The organism is Burkholderia sp. Bp8992 (genome assembly GCF_003853705.1).
In the GTDB taxonomy this organism is placed as follows: Bacteria; Pseudomonadota; Gammaproteobacteria; order Burkholderiales; family Burkholderiaceae; genus Burkholderia.
In genome coordinates this window covers 128,625-145,128 of record NZ_QTQI01000008.1, presented here as the reverse complement: position 1 = coordinate 145,128, position 16,504 = coordinate 128,625, and the positions used below count along the sequence as shown (strand labels likewise).

Genomic DNA, 16,504 nt, shown 5'->3' with positions numbered 1-16,504 from the left:
TCGACGCCCGGCCCGCAAGGCGCCGCGCATACCGGCCGGCGGCTGCGCACGCGCGTCGGCGAGTGCGTTGGCATACCGCGTGCTTTACAGCGCTGCATACGCGCGGCACGCCGGTGCCGCACGCAATCCGAACGGGCCGACAAGGAGAATCCCGATGGCTGTTGAATTTCTGTGGCGCCTGCCGATGCACGGCGACGGCCGGCGCGCGCACGATCTGCATACGCGCGGCGAATGGAACCGCCAGCGCGCGTCGCGCGTCGCGCCGAAAGTCGACGACGACGATTTCGGCTATATCGACTATCTGTCGCAGGTCGCCCGCGCGGCCGACATCGCCGGCTTCCATGGCGCGCTGATTCCGATCTTCCGCTTCACCGAGGAGCCGTGGGTCGTCGCGGCCGCGCTGGCGCGCGAGACGCGCCGGCTGCGGCTCCTGATCGCGCTGCAGCCGCATTTCGTGCATCCCGTCTATGCGGCGCAGATGGCCGCGAGCCTGCAGCGGATCAGCCGCGGCCGCGTCGAGTGGAACGTCGTCACGGGCGGCGGCGGGCCCGACCAGCGCGCGTATGGCGACTTCATCGACCACGACAGCCGCTACGCGCGCACCGACGAATTCCTCGATGTCGTGAAGGGCGTCGCGGCCGGCGCGCCGTTCACGTTCGACGGCCGCTTCTATCGCGTCGAGGCCGGCGGCCTGCTGCCGCCGCTGAGCGGGCAGAAGCCGCCGCGGATCTATCTGGCCGGCGCGAGCGACGCCGCGCTCGCGGTCGCCGCGAAGCACGGCGACGTGCACCTGAGCTGGGGCGAGCCGCTCGCGAAGCAGAAGGAAGTGATCGATGCGGCGCGGCGCGCGCTCGACCGGAAGAACGCCGAGCGCGACCTGCGCTTCGGCATGCGCATCGACATCCTGGCGCGCGAAACCGAGGAGCAGGCGTGGGCCGAATTGCGGCAGATGTTCGCAACCGTGGGCGACACGACGCGCAACGGCTTCGGCGGGCGCGGCGAATCGTCTGAGTCGGTCGGAGCGAAGCGCCAGTTCGCGCTGCACCAGGGCAATACGCAGCACTTCGACGACCTGATCGTCGGCCCGAACCTGTGGGCCGGGATGTCGCAGATTCGCGGCGGCCCCGGCTGCGTGATCGTCGGCAGCCACGAGCAGGTGGCCGAGCGGCTCGCGGAATACGTCGACATCGGCGTGTCGACGTTCATCCTCGCGAGCAACCCGCATCTCGAAGAGGCGTACCGCGTGGGCGAGGAGGTGCTGCCGCTCGTCGACGGCGCGCTGAATGCGCGCGGCACGCAGGCGGCGCTGCGCGTGGCCGGCGCCTGAGCGCGGCTGCTTCCCCGCGCGTCACAACGACATCGACAAGGACACTCACCATGACGACACTCGCAGCGCAGGCCACGGCCTGCGACGCACTCTGGTACACGCGCTGCCCGGTGCCGACCGCGCTCGGCATCGCCGTGCATCGCGGCTGGTTCGACGAGGAGTTCGGGCCGGAAGGCATCGTGCTGAATTCGCTGCAGGAGATGGCCGATGCCGACAAGCGCGAATCGCACTTCGATCACAGCCTGCCGCACTCGTTCCGGCAGGGCGGCAACATTCCCGCGCTGTGGGCGCGGGCACGCGGTGCCGATACGCGCGTGATCGGCCTGTCGTGGACCAACGAATTCCAGGCGATCGTCACGTTGCCGGAGCGCGGCATTCGCACCGCGCGGGATCTGCGCGGCCGGCGGCTCGGGTTGCCGCGCCATGCGATCAGCATCGACTTCTGGCGGGCCGCCGCGCTGAAGGGCTTCCTGAGCGCGCTCGAGCTGGAAGGGCTCGGCCACGGCGATGCCGAATGGGTCGACCTGCCCGACACGCGCGAGCGCCGCACCGGGCCCGCGTCGTTCACGCGCGGCCCGCACGAGTATGGAATCGAGATCGCGGCGCTCGTGCGCGGCGACGTCGACGCAGTGTTCGTGAAGGGCGTGGCCGGGCTGGAAACCGTGCACCTGATCGACGCGCAGGTCGTCATCGATCTCGGCGCGCATCCCGATCCGCTGGTGCGGATCGGCAACGGCACGCCGCGCACGCTGACCGTCGACCGCGCGCTGATCGACACGCGCCCCGATCTCGTGAGCCGCTTCCTGTCGGTCGTGGTCGGCGCGGGCGACTGGGCTGCGCGCCATCCGGCGGAGACGGTCGCCTATATCGGCCGCGAAACGCGCGCGTCCGACGAATGGGTGCGCTACGCGTACGGTGCGGACGTGCATCGCCATCTGGAGACGGGGCTCGCGCCGACGTCGATCGACGGCCTGGTCGCGTTCAAGGATTTCCTCGTCGAGTGGGGGTTTCTCGAACGCGATTTCGACGCGCGCGCGTGGATCGATCCGGCGCCGTTCACGCAGATCGACCGGCACCGCCATGCGTGGGTCGCGTAGCGCGCCGCGGCGCGTCATTGCAAGGAGGCGAACATGACAGGGCTGACGATCGAATACGGCGCACCGCCGGCGCGCCGGCATGCGGCGCGTGCTGCGCCGCGCGCGGCTGCTGCGGTTGCTGCAGTTGCGGTGGTTGCGCGGCCAGCTTCGGTGGCGCCGTCTGCGCACGCTGACGCGCGGCCGGCAGCGGCGAGCGGATGGCGCGGCGCGGGCGCGATTGCGCTCGCCGTCGCGGCGCTGCATGCGGGCGTCGCGCTGCTGGTTGCGCACGCACCTGCCGCACCGCCCGTGCAGCCGCCAAGGCCGCTGCCGATGACGGTGGAGCTGACGCGGCCGCCCGAGCCGCTGCCGCAAGCCGCGCATCCGCCACCGCCGGTCGTGCCGCCGAAGCCGTTGAAGCAGGCGCCGAGTTCGCCGAAGCCGCCGACGCCGCGCGCGGCCGTTCCGCATCCGGCGCCCGCACCGGTCGCGGTGCCGCAGGCGTCGCGCGACACCGCACCCGTGCCGACGGCGCCGGCCATTGCCGCCCCGGCGGCCCAGGCTCCGGCGCCAACGCCCGCCGCACCCGTGCGCGAAACCGCACCGATCGGCGACGCGGCGTACCTGCGCAACCCGGCGCCCGACTATCCGGCATTCGCGCAGGACCAGGGCTGGGAAGGGCGCGTCGTGCTGCGCGTGCACGTGCTCGCGAGCGGCACGCCCGATTCCGTCGACGTCCGCACGAGCAGCGGCCGCCGCGTACTCGACAACGCGGCGGTGGCCGCCGTGAAGCGCTGGACGTTCGTGCCCGCGAAGCGCGGCGACGAAGCCGTCGACGGCTGGGTCAACGTGCCGATCGATTTCAAGCTGGGCTGACCCGCCGGGCCGCCCGCCACTTTTTTCAAGGAACTCACATCATGAACGGTATCCCGACCACCTTCATCGTCCAGGGCGCGCTCTGGCTGCTCGTCGTCTTCTCCGTCGTCACATGGACGCTGATCGTCGTGAAGGCAATCCAGAGCCTGCGCTCGAGCGCGCGCAACCGGCGTTACGTCAGCGCGTTCTGGGCCGCGAACAGCTTTCACGACGCGGCCGCGCTCGACGGCGCGAACAGCCCGGTGGGCGAGCTCGCCGCGACGGGCTTCGACGCGCTGCGGCGCGCCGACGAGAGCAGCGCGCACGATCTCGAACACAGCTGGAGCCGTCACGACCTGCTCGAACGCCATCTGCGGCAGCAGATCCACAACGCGCGCCGGCGCGAGGAAGCGGGGCTCGCGGTGCTCGCGTCGATCGGCAGCACCGCGCCGTTCGTCGGCCTGTTCGGCACCGTGTTCGGCATCATCCACGCGCTGACCGCGATCACGCACAGCGCATCGGCGAGCATCGACGTCGTCGCGGGGCCGATCGGCGAGGCGCTCGTCGCGACCGGGATCGGCATCGCGGTCGCGGTGCCGGCCGTGCTCGCATACAACTTCTTCGTGCGCCGCGTGAAGGCTGCGTCGGCCGATCTCGACGCGTTCGCGACCGACTTCGTCACGCTCGCGCAGAAGGCCGGCTTCCGCGTGCCGGCGGCCGTGCCCGCTGCCGCACCGGCACGCCGTGCCGGCGACACCCGCCAGGAGGCCTTCGCATAATGGCTTTCTCGTCCTCTTCCGACAACGACGACGTGCTCAGCGAAATCAACATCACGCCGCTCGTCGACGTGATGCTCGTGCTGCTCGTCGCCTTCATCGTCACCGCGCCGCTGCTGAACAACGCGGTGCACGTGAACCTGCCGAACACCGTCGCCACCGCGCCGGCCGACCGCAAGCCGAACGTGACCGTGAGCGTCGACGCGAAGGGCGTCGTGTATCTCGACAAGCGCGCGGTCGCGCTCGCCACGGTGCCGGCCGAGCTGGCCGCGCTGAAAGCGGGCCGGCCCGACGTCGCGCTCGATCTGCAGGCCGACGAGCACGTGCCGTACGGCACCGTCGCGAAACTGATGGCCGCGATCGAGCACGCGGGCATCACGCGACTGTCGGTGCTGACCGCGCCGCGCGGCTGACGCGCCTTTCACGACTTCCTTTGCGAACGCATCCATGAGCACCACGGCTTCACACAACGTTCAGTCGATCTGGTACACGCGCTGTCCGGTGCCGACGCCGCTCGGCATCGCCGCGCATCTCGGCTGGCTCGACAGCGAATTCGCCGGCGACGGCATCACCGTGCGTGCGCTGCAGGAAAGCCAGCACGCGGCGCTGCATCACGCGCACGTCGATCATTCGCTCGACAACGCGTTCCGGCAGGGCGGCAGCATTCCCGCGCTGTGGGCACGCGCGGCCGGCGCCGACACGCGGGTGGTCGCGCTGACCTGGGTCGACGAGGCGCAGGCGATCGTCGCGCTGCCGGAAGCCGGCCTGACGCGACCGAAGGACCTGCGCGGGCGCCGCATCGGCCTGCCGCGGCGCGACGGCGAGCGCATCGACATCTTCCGCGCGGCCGCGCTGCGCGGCTTCGTCAGCGCGCTGTCGCTCGACGGGCTCGGCCCCGGCGATGTCGAATGGATCGACGTCCCGGCATCGAACCTGCGCGCGCCGGTGTCGACGCCGGCGACGCGCGACGCGGCGTTCAGCCATCCCGCGAGCCTGTCGAGCCGGCGGCTCTATGCGGCGGAGGCGGCCGCGCTCGTGCGCGGCGACGTCGACGCGATCTACGTGAAGGGCTCGCTCGGGCTGGAAACCGCGCACCTGATCGGCGCGCAGCCGGTCGTCGACATCGGCTTTCATCCCGATCCGCAGATCCGCATCAACAACGGCTCGCCGCGGCCGCTGACCGTCAATGCGTCGACGCTCGAGCGCCATCCGGACATCGTCAGCCGCTTCCTTGCGCGCGTGACCGACGTCGAAGGCTGGGCGCGCGAGCACGAGCAGGAAGTGCTCGGCTATCTCGGTCGCGAGACGGGTTCGGGCCACGACTGGCTGCGGCTTGCGTACGGCGCCGACGTGCACCGGCGGCTGCGTACGGATCTCGACGAAGCGTCGATCGCCGCGCTCGACGATTTCAAGCGCTTCCTGGTCGACTGGCGGTTCCTGCCGGCCGACTTCGACGTGCGTGCGTGGATCGACCGGCGCGCGCTCGACGGCATCGCGACGCTGTCGCGGTGAGTACGCCGGCGCGCGTCGCCGACGCATGGCGGCGCGAGCGCTTCACCGGCGGCTTCATGCTGCTCGCGCTCGCCAGCGGCACGACGATCAGCATGGCGCAGCTCGCGACGACGCTGTATGCGCTCGCGCTCGGCGTCGACAGCGCGCGGCTCGGCATCATCGCCGCGATGGAGCCGCTCGGCATCGCGCTGATGACGTTGCCGGCCGGGCTGCTGGTCGCGCGCTACGGCGCGCGGCGCGTGTATTTCGCCGCGAGCATGGGGCCGATGCTGCTCAATCTCGTCGTGCCGTTCACCGGTGCATGGCCGCTGATCGCGCTCACGCAGGCGCTGATCGGGCTGTGCATTCCGTTCCGGATCGTCTCGATCAACGGCGTGTTCCTCGCGCGTCTCGCGCGGATCGGCCTCGCCCGCGCAGGCTGGTATCGCGCGGCGATGTCGGTCGGAACGGGCATGGCCGGGCCGTGGCTCGCGAGCTGGCTGATCGGCGCACATGGCGCGGTCGCGACGTTCTGCGCGGCGTCGGCGAGCTTCGCGGGCATGGCGTGGTTCAGCCGGGTGCTGCTCGGCGACGCGCAGCCGCCGCCGCGCGGCGCGCAACCCGCAACCGGCGGCCTGCGTGCGTTGCTCGCGCTTGCCTGGAGCCGCGATGTGCGCGAGCAGCTTGCGCTGGAAGCCGTGAACAGCGCGACGCGCTCGCTCGCCGGCACCTATACCGTCGTGCTCGCCATCCAGTCTCTCGGGTTGTCGCAATCGGGCGCCGTCGCGCTGCTGACCCTGCAGGGCGTCGTCGCGGTGATCGCGCTGTTCGGGCTCGGGCATGCCGCGCAGCGGATGACGGCGCGCCGCTGCCATGCCTTCAGCCTCGCGGGCGGCGTGGCCGGGCTGGTCGCGCTCGGCCTCGCGCATGACGCTTGGATCGTCGGCGCAGGGCTCGCCGCGCTGTGTGCCGGGTCGTCGCTGCTGCATCTGGTCAACATGCAGCATCTCGGCCGCCACCCGGCCGACAAGAGCCAGGTGTCGAGCCTCTACAACCTCGCGTCGATGACCGGTGCGTTCTGCGGCCCGCTGGCCGGCAGTGCGCTCGTGCCGATCGTCGGGTTGCAGGCCATGTTTCTGTGCTGGCTGCCCGTCGTCGTGCTGGTTGCGCTCGCGCTGCGGATCGCTCATCGGCGCCGTGAGGCAACGCAGCAGATACCTGCCAAGCTGTCCTGACGATTTTCGGCGCCGGTGTTGCGTGACAAGCAGTTTGCTTCCCTTCACAGATGCGCATGCAGCAACACCGGCACCGCACGTGCGCCGGAAGGCCCGTACGACGGGCTCGTCGATGCTGGCATCCGAATTGCAAGAGAGAACCCGTGCGCAGGTCGCACGTGCGTTCAACCGATCAAACAGGATGACTCATCGATGTTCAGGAAAAAACTCATCGTCACCACGCTGGGGGGACTGCTGACGGGCGGCGCCGTATCGTTGCCGGCGTGGGCAGAGGACGGCGCGGCGACGGCGGCGCCGGACGCGAAGCCGGCGCAACAGGCACCGGACGACACAGCCGCGGCTGCGCCGAAGCCGGTACGGGCGAACCGCGGCGCGGCCATACGCGAAACGAACCTCGGCACGGTGACCGTGACGGCGCGCCGGCGCAAGGAGAGCATCCAGGACGTGCCGGTCGCGGTGAGCGCGTTGAGCGGCGATGCGATCAAGAACAACGAACTGCGCGTGATCAACGACGTGACGAAGTACGTACCGAATTTCACCGGGCAATCGACCGAGGGCCGCGAACGGCCGCGCTGGTTCTTGCGCGGCGTCGGCAGCAACGATCCGTCGGACCTGTCGCTGAGCCCGATCGGCGTGTACTTCGACGACGTGTACATCAACAGCGTGTTCGGACAGGGCTTTCCGCTGTTCGACCTCGATCGCATCGAAGTGCTGCGCGGGCCGCAGGGCACGCTGTGGGGCAAGAATACCGTCGGCGGCGCGCTCAGCATCACGTCGCAGAAGCCGACCTTCGACGTGAGCGGCTACGGCAAGCTCGGGCTCGGCCAGTACAACAGCCGGCTCGCGGAAGCCGCGATCGGCGGCCCGATCGGCAAGAACGACGTGCTGGCCGCGCGCGTGTCGGTGTATCACGAGAATGCCGACAGCTTCTACACGAACACCGTTCAGCACGGGCGCTTCGGCGGCTTCCACGACAACGCGGTGCGCTTCCAGGTGCTGGCGGTGCCGACGTCGGACACCGACTTCCTGTTCAACATCCACGGCCGCAACTACACGGGCGGCGGCAATGCGTGGCACGCGCAAGGCGCGGGACGCGGCGGCGCGAACCAGTTCGGCTTCGTCGGGGCGAGCGATCCGTACACGGTGTCGCTCAATGCGCCGTCGAGCGATCACATCTCGTCGTGGGGCACGTCGCTGACCGCGCACTGGCGCATCAACCCGGCGGTGTCGCTGACGTCGATCACCGCGTTCGAAGGGCTGCATCGCTGGTACCAGGACGACGAGGACTATTCGCCGTTCGATGCGGCGCGTTCGCATGACCGCCTGTCGAGCCGCCAGTTCTCGCAGGAATTCCGGCTCGAATCGCCGCAGGGCGACCGCCTGAGCTGGCTGGTCGGCACGCACCTGTTTACCGAGCAACTGGCCGAGCAGGGCGCCGGCGGCGGGCTACCGGGTTCGCCGTCGCCCGCGTACTACCACCTGACGGACCTCACGCAGCACACGCAGAGCGCGGCGATCTTCGGCAGCGTGAAGTACCGGTTCACCGATCGCTTCAACGTGACGGGCGGGCTGCGCTATACGATCGAGCGCAAGACCATCAACCTGACCGGGCTGCAGGATACCGGCAACGTGACGTTCAGCGATCCGAACAGCTGGTGGGCGCCGTCGTCGGTGTCGTCGCCGCTCGCGGTCAGCGCGCGGCAGAACCAGACGAACACGTGGCGCGCGCCGACCTGGGATCTCACGCCCGAATATGCGCTCAGCAACAACGTGCGCGCGTATTTCCGCTACGCACGCGGGTTCCGTTCGGGCGGCTACAACGGCAATGCGTATACGCAAAGCACGCTGTCGACCGTGTCGCCGGAGTACCTGACCGATTACGAAGCCGGCATCAAGAGCGAATGGTTCGACAAGCGGCTGATCGTCAACGCGAGCGTGTTCCACTACGACTATCGCGACATCCAGGTGTTCGCGCTCGCGCCGAACCCGTTGGGCGGGCCGCCGGTGTCGACGCTGTCGAATGCGGGGCAGGGGCGCGCGGACGGCTTCGAGCTGGAGCTGAAGGCGCAGCCGGTCAACAGCCTGTACCTGTTCGCGAACCTCGGGATGCTGAACACGCGCTACACCGAGTTCCGCTACGTGCCGACGGCCGTCGGCAACTCGTTCGCGCGTTCGCCGCACACGACGCTGAATGCGGGCTTCGACTATCGCGTGCCGGTGTCGTTCGGCACGCTGACGGCCGGCGGCGACGTGAACTACCGCAGCCACGAGTACTTCAGCGCGACGCGCCAGACGATGCCGCAGCTTTGGCAAGGCGGCTATACGGTGCTGAACGCGCACGTGTCGTACACGACGCCGAACCAGAAGTACATCGTGACGGGCTACGTGACGAACCTGACGAACAAGGTCTACAAGAAGCTCGAGCTGCTGCCGTCGTACGGCGCGTATCCGGCGCTGTACGGCGATCCGCGCACGGTCGGGATCACGCTCACCGCGAAGATCTGACGCGTGAGGCATGCCGCGGCACCGGCGTGGGGCGGGCCGGTGCCGCGGCAGCCGATTCGGTCGGCGGCTATTGCGCGACGCGAATCACGACCTTCCCGAAATGCTGCCCCGACTGCAGGTGCGCATACGCCTGCGGTGCTTCGTCGAAGCCGAACGCGCGATCGACCACCGGCTTGATCCGCTTCGCCTCGACGAGCCTGACGACGTCGTCGAGCATCGCACGACTGCCGACCATCAGCCCGTGCAGCTGGCGGATGCCGCCGATCAGCGACAGCAGCCCCAGTTCCGGCCCGCTGAAACTGCTGAGGCCGCCGATCACCGACACGATGCCGCCCATCCTGGTCGCCGCGACCGAGCGCGGCAGCGTATCGCGTCCGCCGACTTCGACGACCAGATCCGCGCCCACGCCACCGGTGAGCCGCAGCACCTCGCGCTGCCACTCGGGCGTGGTGCGATAGTTGATCGTTGCGTCCGCACCGAGTGCGCGGGCGCGTTCCAGCTTCGCGTCGCTCGACGAGGTCACGATCGTGCGCAGCCCGGCCGCATGCGCGAGCTGCAGCGCGATGATCGACACACCGCCGGTGCCGAGCAGCACGACGGTCGCGCCCGGCCCCAGCCCGCCATCGACGAACAGCGCGTTCCACGCGGTGACGCCCGCGCACGACAGCGTTGCTGCTTCGTCGTAGTCGAGATGCGCGGGAATCGCGGCCAGCGCGGCTTCGTCCGACACGAAGCGTTCGGCGAGCACGCCGTCGAATTGCGCGCCGGGCGAACCCGATACCTTGTGCGGCGTCGGCGGCCCGTCGATCCAGTGCGGGAAGTAGGTGTTGATCACACGGTCGCCCGGCTTGAAGCGCGTGACGTCGCGGCCGGTTTCGACGACTTCGCCGGCGCCGTCGGCGACCGGAATCAGCGCTTCCTTGCCGATACCGAGATAGTCGCCGCGCGCGAACATCAGGTCGCGATAGTTCAGCGCGGCCGAATGGATCCTCACGACGACGTCGGTCGGCCCGACCGCGCGCTGCGTCGCGTCGACGCGCCGGAGCCCGGCAATGCCGTCGCCCGGTTTCACTTGCCATGCATGCATGTCCGCTCCTTTTCGAGATAGTCAGGACTATCATAGTGTTGCGTGAGGGGACGCATTGGCGAGAATTCGGCCAACGATTGTCGCCGGCGCGGACACAAGCCAGTCATCCCACCGGAGCGGAATTGCATGGACGAGCGGTTGAGGGGCGTCGCCGAATTCGTCGACGTCGTGGAGTCGGGCAGCTTCGCGGCGGCGGCGCTGCGTCTCGGCATGACACGCTCGGCGGTCGCGAAGATCGTCGCGCGGCTCGAACAGCGTCTCGGCGCGCGGCTGCTGCAGCGCACGACGCGCCAACTCGGGCTGACCGACGAAGGGCTCGTTTATTACGAGCAATGCCGGCGGCTGCTGGCCGAACTCGGCGAGACGGAGGCCGCGCTCGACGCGGGGCGCCGCGAGCCGGCCGGGCGCGTGCGGATCAGCGTGCCCGTGCTGTTCGGGCGCCAATGCGTGGCCCCCGTCGTGCGGCGTCTCGTCGAGCGGCATCCGCGGCTCGAAATCGACCTGTCGTTCAGCGATCGCGTGGCCGACCTGGTGAACGACGGCTTCGACATCGCGGTGCGGATCGGTGAATTGGCCGACACGAGCGCGCTCGTCGGCCGGAAGCTGGGCGTGCAGCGCATGGGCATTTGCGCATCGCCCGCGTATCTGGCGCGTCACGGGCGGCCGTCTGGGCTCGACGAGCTTGCGTCGCACGTCGGCATCGCGTATTCGCGCGGCGGGCAGCCGACGCCGTGGCGGGTCATCGGCGCGGACGGCGCCGTGCGCGAGCATCGCGCGGCCGGCCGGCTGCGGTTCGACGACCTGCAGGCGATCGCCGACGCCGCCGCCTCCGGCGCAGGCCTCGCGTGGCTGCCGTGCTGGCTGATGGCGCCGTATGTGCGCGACGGCCGCCTCGCGCTCGTGATGGACAGCAACAGCGTGTCGGGTGCCGAGGTGTATGCAGTGCGGCCGGCGTCGCGCCATGTGCCGTCGAAGGTGCGGGTGGTCATCGATGCGCTGATGGACGAGATTCCGGGCATGCTGGCGTCGGACGATGCGAACGGCGAGCGCGGATGACGGCGACCGATTCCCCGATGGCGACGCGCTAATCCGGTTGGATGCGCATCGCGCTCGCACGCATCTCGCATATACGGCAGAACTGAGTAAGGAAACGCCAGCAAGTCGCTTTTTTCGAGCGACTAGCGCTTGCGTCGTCGCGGATCGATGCCGTTCTGTTCGAGCAGCTTGCGCAGCCGCGTGTTGTCGATCCATAGCGTAGCGAATGCGGCCACCGTCATCAGGGTGGGGAACCATTCGCCTGTCGCGCTGATGATCACCCAGCCTACGGCCGTGACAATCAAAGCCGTGACGATGAGAAGCAATCGGTCTGCAAGCCAGTTCATTGCGCACCCCGGATCGCGGTGTTCGCCATCAGGCCGAGATAGCTGTGCGAGCCCGGTGTGAGCACTTCGGGATGGCGCAGAATTTGAGCCATGACCAAAGGATGAACCGTGAGTCCGTAACGTGTGCCCCATCGAGCGACCGCCAAAGACATATTGATTCCTCGCTTGCCGACTCCGCAGGCCAATGACGCATCCGTTGCGACCATCAAGCTCCCGATGATCGCGCCCAGATAGATGCTGGCGAGAATCGAACTGCCGATGGTGACGACTTCCAGCTTCGTCGTGGCGCCAATCAGTTCACCGACCGTTGCATTTGCACCTAATGTCTTCAAGACATCCATCATCGCGGCAACGCTAACGATGGACGTTTGCAGTGTTGCGAAAAGAGTTGTTGGAACGGGCATATGCAACGCGGTCATGTTTGCATGGAAGGCTGTGGAAAAACTCGGACATTTCGACATCTGGACTTTCTCGGGATAAGTCGTGCAATTCTTACATATCCCTTTCTTCAGATTGACCAGCAACTCTAGCAGGTTGTCGAGCAGACCGATCGAGTTTAGATCAGATGATGGCGCCGGTGATATCCCCGCCAATCGCGCCGGGTAGCGTTGATGCCGGCATGTCGACCGGTCGCGGCAACCTCCGCGATTGTCGCGATCGACGTAGTTTTGCCGCTCTGCTTGACCGTCTTGAGACCTTTTCTAACGTTTTTACGCCAAGGACGGCAAGGGTATGGAGAACGTTGCAGCGACCGCTCGACGCAACGCCGCCGACGACCATACGCGTTTCGCGTCACTGCGGCACAATCGGCCGGAGCACGCGCGCGCCGGGCGACCCCAGGCGCGTCGCGCCGTTTCCTCCGGATTCCTCGTCAAAGGCATGCCCATGTCATCCCGCACTTTTCTCGTCACCGGCGCATCGCGCGGCATCGGCCTCGCGATCAGCGCCACGCTCGCGCAACGCGGCCATCGCGTCATCGGTCTCGCGCGACATGCGCAGGGCATCGACTTCCCCGGCGAATTGCTGGCGTGCGATCTTGCCGACATCGAACAGACGGCCGCGACGCTCGCGCGGATCGGCGAGCGGCACGATGTCGACGGCATCGTCAACAATGCAGGCATCGTGTTGCCGCAACCGCTCGGCAAGATCGATTTCCAGTCGCTGCAGACCGTGTTCGATCTCAACGTGCGGGCTGCGATCCAGGTCACGCAGCACTTCGCCGATACGATGAAGGCGCGCGGCTACGGGCGCATCGTCAACATCTGCAGCCGGGCGATTTTCGGCAGCCTCGATCGCACCGCGTATTCCGCCGCGAAGAACGCGCTGGTCGGCTGCACGCGCACGTGGGCGCTCGAACTGGCCGAACACGGCGTGACCGTCAACGCGGTGGCGCCGGGGCCGATCGAGACGGAACTGTTCCGCCAGACGCGGCCGGTCGGCAGCGAAGCCGAGCGCATGGTGCTCGCGACGATTCCCGCACGCCGGCTCGGCACGGCCGCCGACGTCGCGGCGGCGATCGCCTTCTTCCTGTCCGACGAAGCCGGCTTCGTCACGGGGCAGGTGCTGTCGGTGGACGGCGGCGGCAGCCTCGGCGGGCGCAGCTGACGCACGGCGGCGCGCTGCGCGCCGAGCGGTGCGCAGCGCATATTCCCGCATCCCGTTAGCATGTGACGAATCCGACTTTGGGCGCCGCGCGGGCGACGCTAAGATCGCCGATTCCGTAGATCGAGCGTCAACAAGAATGAAAAAGTCCGCTTCGCCGTTGCATGCTTTCCGTTTCCGTGTCGTCTGCGCCGCGATTGCCGGCGCGGTATCGCTCGCCTCGTGCGGCGGCGTCGACAGCGATTCGCCGCCGCCGCAGGCCAATACGACGCCGCCGCAGGCCGCGAAACGCCCGAACATCCTGTACATCATGGCCGACGACCTCGGCTATTCCGACATCCATGCATTCGGCGGCGAAATCAACACGCCGAACCTCGACGCGCTCGTCGCATCGGGCCGCATCCTGTCGAACCACCACACGGGCACCGTCTGCGCGATCACGCGCGCGATGCTGGTGTCCGGCACCGATCACCATCTGGTCGGCGAAGGCACGATGGGCGTGCCGACCGACGAGCGGCGCGGGCTGCCCGGCTACGAGGGCTACCTGAACGATCGCGCGCTGTCGTTCGCACAACTATTGAAGGATGCGGGCTATCACACGTATATCGCGGGCAAGTGGCACATCGGCTCGGGGATCGTCGGCAGCGCGACGGGCAGCGGGCAGACGCCCGACCAGTGGGGTTTCGAGCGCAGCTACGTGCTGCTCGGCGGCGCGGCGACGAACCACTTCGCGCACGAGCCGGCCGGCTCGTCGAACTACACGGAAGACGGCCGCTACGTGCAGCCTGGCCAGCCCGGGCAGCCGGGCGGTACGGGCGGCAGCCCGGCCGTGTTCTATTCGACCGACTTCTACACACAGAAGCTGATCTCGTACATCGATTCGAACCAGCGCGACGGCAAGCCGTTCTTTGCATACGCGGCGTACACCTCGCCGCACTGGCCGCTGCAAGTGCCCGAACCCTGGCTGCACAAGTACGCGGGCGTGTACGACGCCGGCTACGACGCGATCCGCAACGCGCGGATCGCGCGGCAGAAGGCGCTCGGCCTGATTCCCGCCGACTTCAAGCCGTTCGACGGCCTGCCCGAGACGACGGCCGCGTCGCCCGCGACCGCGAACAACGGCACCGCGAACGCGAAGTACATCAGCGCCGTGCATACGGCCGCGGACGGCTACAGCGACTACGGCCCCGGCAAGGTCGACAAGCTGTGGGCGAGCCTGTCGCCGGCCGAGCGCCGTGCGCAGGCGCGCTACATGGAGATCTACGCGGGGATGGTCGAGAACCTCGACTACAACATCGGCCTGCTGATCCAGCACCTGAAGGACATCGGCGAATACGACAACACGTTCATCATGTTCCAGTCGGACAACGGCGCGGAAGGCTGGCCGATCGACGGCGGCGCGGACCCGACGGCGACCGATACCGCGAACGGGCAGGACCCGATCTATTCGACGCTCGGCACCGACAACGGCAAGCAGAACGCGCAGCGTTTGCAGTACGGGCTGCGCTGGGCCGAAGTGAGCGCGTCGCCGTTCCGGCTCACGAAGGGCTATTCGGCCGAAGGCGGCGTGTCGACGCCGACGATCGTGCGGCTGCCGGGCCAGTCGCAGCAGTTGCCGACGCTGCGCACATTCACGCACGTGACCGACAACACGGCGACGTTCCTCGCGGTCGCGGGCGTCACGCCGCCGTCGCAGCCGGCGCCGCCGCTCGTCAACACGCTGACGGGCGTCGACCAGAACAAGGGCAAGGTGATTTACAACAACCGCTACGTGTATCCGGTCACGGGCCAGTCGCTGCTGCCGGTGCTCACGGGTTCCGCGACGGGTGAAGTGCACACGACGCCGTTCGGCGACGAAGCGTACGGGCGCGCTTACCTGCGCAGCGCGGACGGCCGCTGGAAGGCATTGTGGACCGAGCCGCCGCTCGGGCCGCTCGACGGTCACTGGCAGCTGTACGACCTCGCGTCGGATCGCGGCGAGACGACCGACGTGTCCGCGCAGAACCCGTCGGTGATCGGCACGCTCGTCGACCAGTGGAAGACCTACATGAGCAACGTCGGCGGCGTCGAACCGCTGCGTCCGCGCGGCTACTACTGATCGCGGGGACGACACGATGCGGTTCCGCTTCTGGACGACCGGCGCGGCGCTTGCCGCCACGCTGTTCGCCGCCGCATTCGCGGTGGGCTATGCGAATTCGGCGGCGCCGCCAGGCGGCGCATTCGACGACCTGAATCGCGGCCGCGCGCTTGCGCCGCTCGGTTCGGAACGCCAGTGCGAACGTTATTCCGGACTGCCGGCGAAGTGGCGCGACGACCCGCAGGCGGGGATGGTGCACCTGCGCGGCGGCGCGTTCGTGTTCGGCAGCACGCGCGGCTATGCGGACGAGCGTCCGGTCGGCGACGGCCGCACGCGCGTCGGCGGCTTCTGGATCGACCAGACCGACGTGACGATTGCGCAGTTCGCCGCGTTCGTGCAGGCGACCGGCTACGTGACCGAGGCCGAGCAGCAGGGCGGCGCGGCGGTGTTCCACGTGCCGACGCGCGACGAGATGAATGCGCGCGACCTCGCATGGTGGTCGTGGGTGAAGGGCGCGTCGTGGCGTCATCCGCGCGGGCCGGGCAGCGACGTCGAAGGGCTCGGCAACCTGCCCGTCACGCTCGTCACGCAGCGCGACGCGCTCGCGTATGCGCGCTGGCTTGGCCGTGACCTGCCGACCGAGGCGGAATGGGAATACGCGGGCAAGGCCGGCCGCGACGATGCATCGCTCGATGCGGCGCCGCGCGATGCGCAGGGCAAGCCGGCCGCGAATTACTGGCAGGGCGCGTTTCCGGTGCTCGACACGGCCGAGGACGGTCATGCGGGGCTCGCGCCCGTCGGCTGCTACGCGGCGAACGGCTTCCGGCTCTACGACATGATCGGCAATGCGTGGGAATGGACGAAGGACGCGTACACGGGCCCGCATCAGTCGCACACGAACGGCGACACGGCGGCCGTCGCGCCGCCGACGCGCCGTCACGATACGCCGATGGTCATCAAGGGCGGCTCGTTCCTGTGCTCGCGCGATTACTGCGTACGCTACCGCGCGTCGTCGCGCGAGCAGCAGGAAGCCGATCTCGGTGCGTCGCATATCGGCTTTCGCACGATTCTGAGGGATGCTTCATGACGAA

General features: G+C 68.7%; 15 protein-coding genes. 12 read left to right on the top strand and 3 right to left on the bottom strand.

Going from position 1 to position 16,504, the window contains the following annotated elements; genetic code table 11:
- Positions 1 to 154: 154 nt before the first annotated feature.
- The 8 genes from DIE03_RS14575 to DIE03_RS14540 all read left to right on the top strand — a co-directional run bounded on the left by DIE03_RS14575 (position 155) and on the right by DIE03_RS14540 (position 9,265).
- Positions 155 to 1,327, top strand: coding sequence for an LLM class flavin-dependent oxidoreductase (locus tag DIE03_RS14575; protein WP_124451397.1), 1,173 nt, complete (start codon positions 155 to 157; stop codon positions 1,325 to 1,327).
- 50 nt (positions 1,328 to 1,377) lie between these two features.
- Positions 1,378 to 2,424 (top strand): ABC transporter substrate-binding protein, encoded by a 1,047-nt coding sequence (locus DIE03_RS14570; RefSeq protein ID WP_124451395.1) that lies wholly within the window; start codon positions 1,378 to 1,380, stop codon positions 2,422 to 2,424.
- A 33-nt stretch (positions 2,425 to 2,457) separates the two neighbouring features.
- Entirely contained in the window at positions 2,458 to 3,279 is an 822-nt protein-coding gene (locus tag DIE03_RS14565; protein WP_124451393.1) for an energy transducer TonB, read from the top strand.
- Between the two features lie 41 nt (positions 3,280 to 3,320).
- Positions 3,321 to 4,037 (top strand): MotA/TolQ/ExbB proton channel family protein, encoded by a 717-nt coding sequence (locus DIE03_RS14560; RefSeq protein WP_124451391.1) that lies wholly within the window; start codon positions 3,321 to 3,323, stop codon positions 4,035 to 4,037.
- Positions 4,037 to 4,447 (top strand): biopolymer transporter ExbD, encoded by a 411-nt coding sequence (locus DIE03_RS14555; protein ID WP_124451389.1) that lies wholly within the window; start codon positions 4,037 to 4,039, stop codon positions 4,445 to 4,447. Before DIE03_RS14560 ends, DIE03_RS14555 begins: the two co-directional genes overlap by 1 nt.
- A gap of 34 nt (positions 4,448 to 4,481) precedes the next feature.
- A complete protein-coding gene (locus DIE03_RS14550) occupies positions 4,482 to 5,546 on the top strand; it encodes an ABC transporter substrate-binding protein (protein ID WP_124451387.1) in 1,065 nt (354 codons plus the stop codon).
- Entirely contained in the window at positions 5,543 to 6,760 is a 1,218-nt protein-coding gene (locus DIE03_RS14545) for an MFS transporter (RefSeq protein ID WP_124451385.1), read from the top strand. The genes DIE03_RS14550 and DIE03_RS14545 overlap by 4 nt, the downstream gene beginning before the upstream one ends.
- A gap of 192 nt (positions 6,761 to 6,952) precedes the next feature.
- Positions 6,953 to 9,265 (top strand): TonB-dependent receptor, encoded by a 2,313-nt coding sequence (locus DIE03_RS14540; RefSeq protein ID WP_124451383.1) that lies wholly within the window; start codon positions 6,953 to 6,955, stop codon positions 9,263 to 9,265.
- 67 nt (positions 9,266 to 9,332) lie between these two features.
- On the opposite strand, the gene DIE03_RS14535 is transcribed toward DIE03_RS14540, so the two are convergent.
- Positions 9,333 to 10,352 (bottom strand): NAD(P)-dependent alcohol dehydrogenase, encoded by a 1,020-nt coding sequence (locus DIE03_RS14535; RefSeq protein ID WP_124451381.1) that lies wholly within the window; start codon positions 10,350 to 10,352, stop codon positions 9,333 to 9,335.
- Between the two features lie 126 nt (positions 10,353 to 10,478).
- On the opposite strand from DIE03_RS14535, the gene DIE03_RS14530 reads away from it, so the two are divergent.
- Complete coding sequence (locus DIE03_RS14530; RefSeq protein WP_124451379.1) at positions 10,479 to 11,408, top strand: LysR family transcriptional regulator; 930 nt, start codon at positions 10,479 to 10,481, stop codon at positions 11,406 to 11,408.
- A gap of 122 nt (positions 11,409 to 11,530) precedes the next feature.
- On the opposite strand, the gene DIE03_RS14525 is transcribed toward DIE03_RS14530, so the two are convergent.
- Positions 11,531 to 11,734, bottom strand: coding sequence for a hypothetical protein (locus DIE03_RS14525; protein ID WP_124451377.1), 204 nt, complete (start codon positions 11,732 to 11,734; stop codon positions 11,531 to 11,533).
- Positions 11,731 to 12,195 carry a hypothetical protein gene (locus tag DIE03_RS14520; protein ID WP_124451375.1) on the bottom strand — a complete coding sequence of 155 codons (465 nt, stop codon included), beginning with the start codon at positions 12,193 to 12,195 and terminating at the stop codon, positions 11,731 to 11,733. The genes DIE03_RS14525 and DIE03_RS14520 overlap by 4 nt, the downstream gene beginning before the upstream one ends.
- A 424-nt stretch (positions 12,196 to 12,619) precedes the next feature.
- Between DIE03_RS14520 and DIE03_RS14515 the strand changes: the two genes are divergently transcribed.
- The 3 genes from DIE03_RS14515 to DIE03_RS14505 all read left to right on the top strand — a co-directional run bounded on the left by DIE03_RS14515 (position 12,620) and on the right by DIE03_RS14505 (position 16,500).
- Positions 12,620 to 13,339, top strand: a complete 720-nt coding sequence (locus DIE03_RS14515) for an SDR family oxidoreductase (RefSeq protein ID WP_124451373.1) — start codon at positions 12,620 to 12,622, stop codon at positions 13,337 to 13,339.
- A 136-nt stretch (positions 13,340 to 13,475) separates the two neighbouring features.
- Positions 13,476 to 15,434 carry an arylsulfatase gene (locus tag DIE03_RS14510; RefSeq protein ID WP_124451371.1) on the top strand — a complete coding sequence of 653 codons (1,959 nt, stop codon included), beginning with the start codon at positions 13,476 to 13,478 and terminating at the stop codon, positions 15,432 to 15,434.
- A gap of 16 nt (positions 15,435 to 15,450) precedes the next feature.
- On the top strand, positions 15,451 to 16,500 hold the full coding sequence (locus tag DIE03_RS14505) for a formylglycine-generating enzyme family protein (protein WP_124451369.1): 1,050 nt from the start codon (positions 15,451 to 15,453) through the stop codon (positions 16,498 to 16,500).
- Positions 16,501 to 16,504 lie beyond the last annotated feature (4 nt).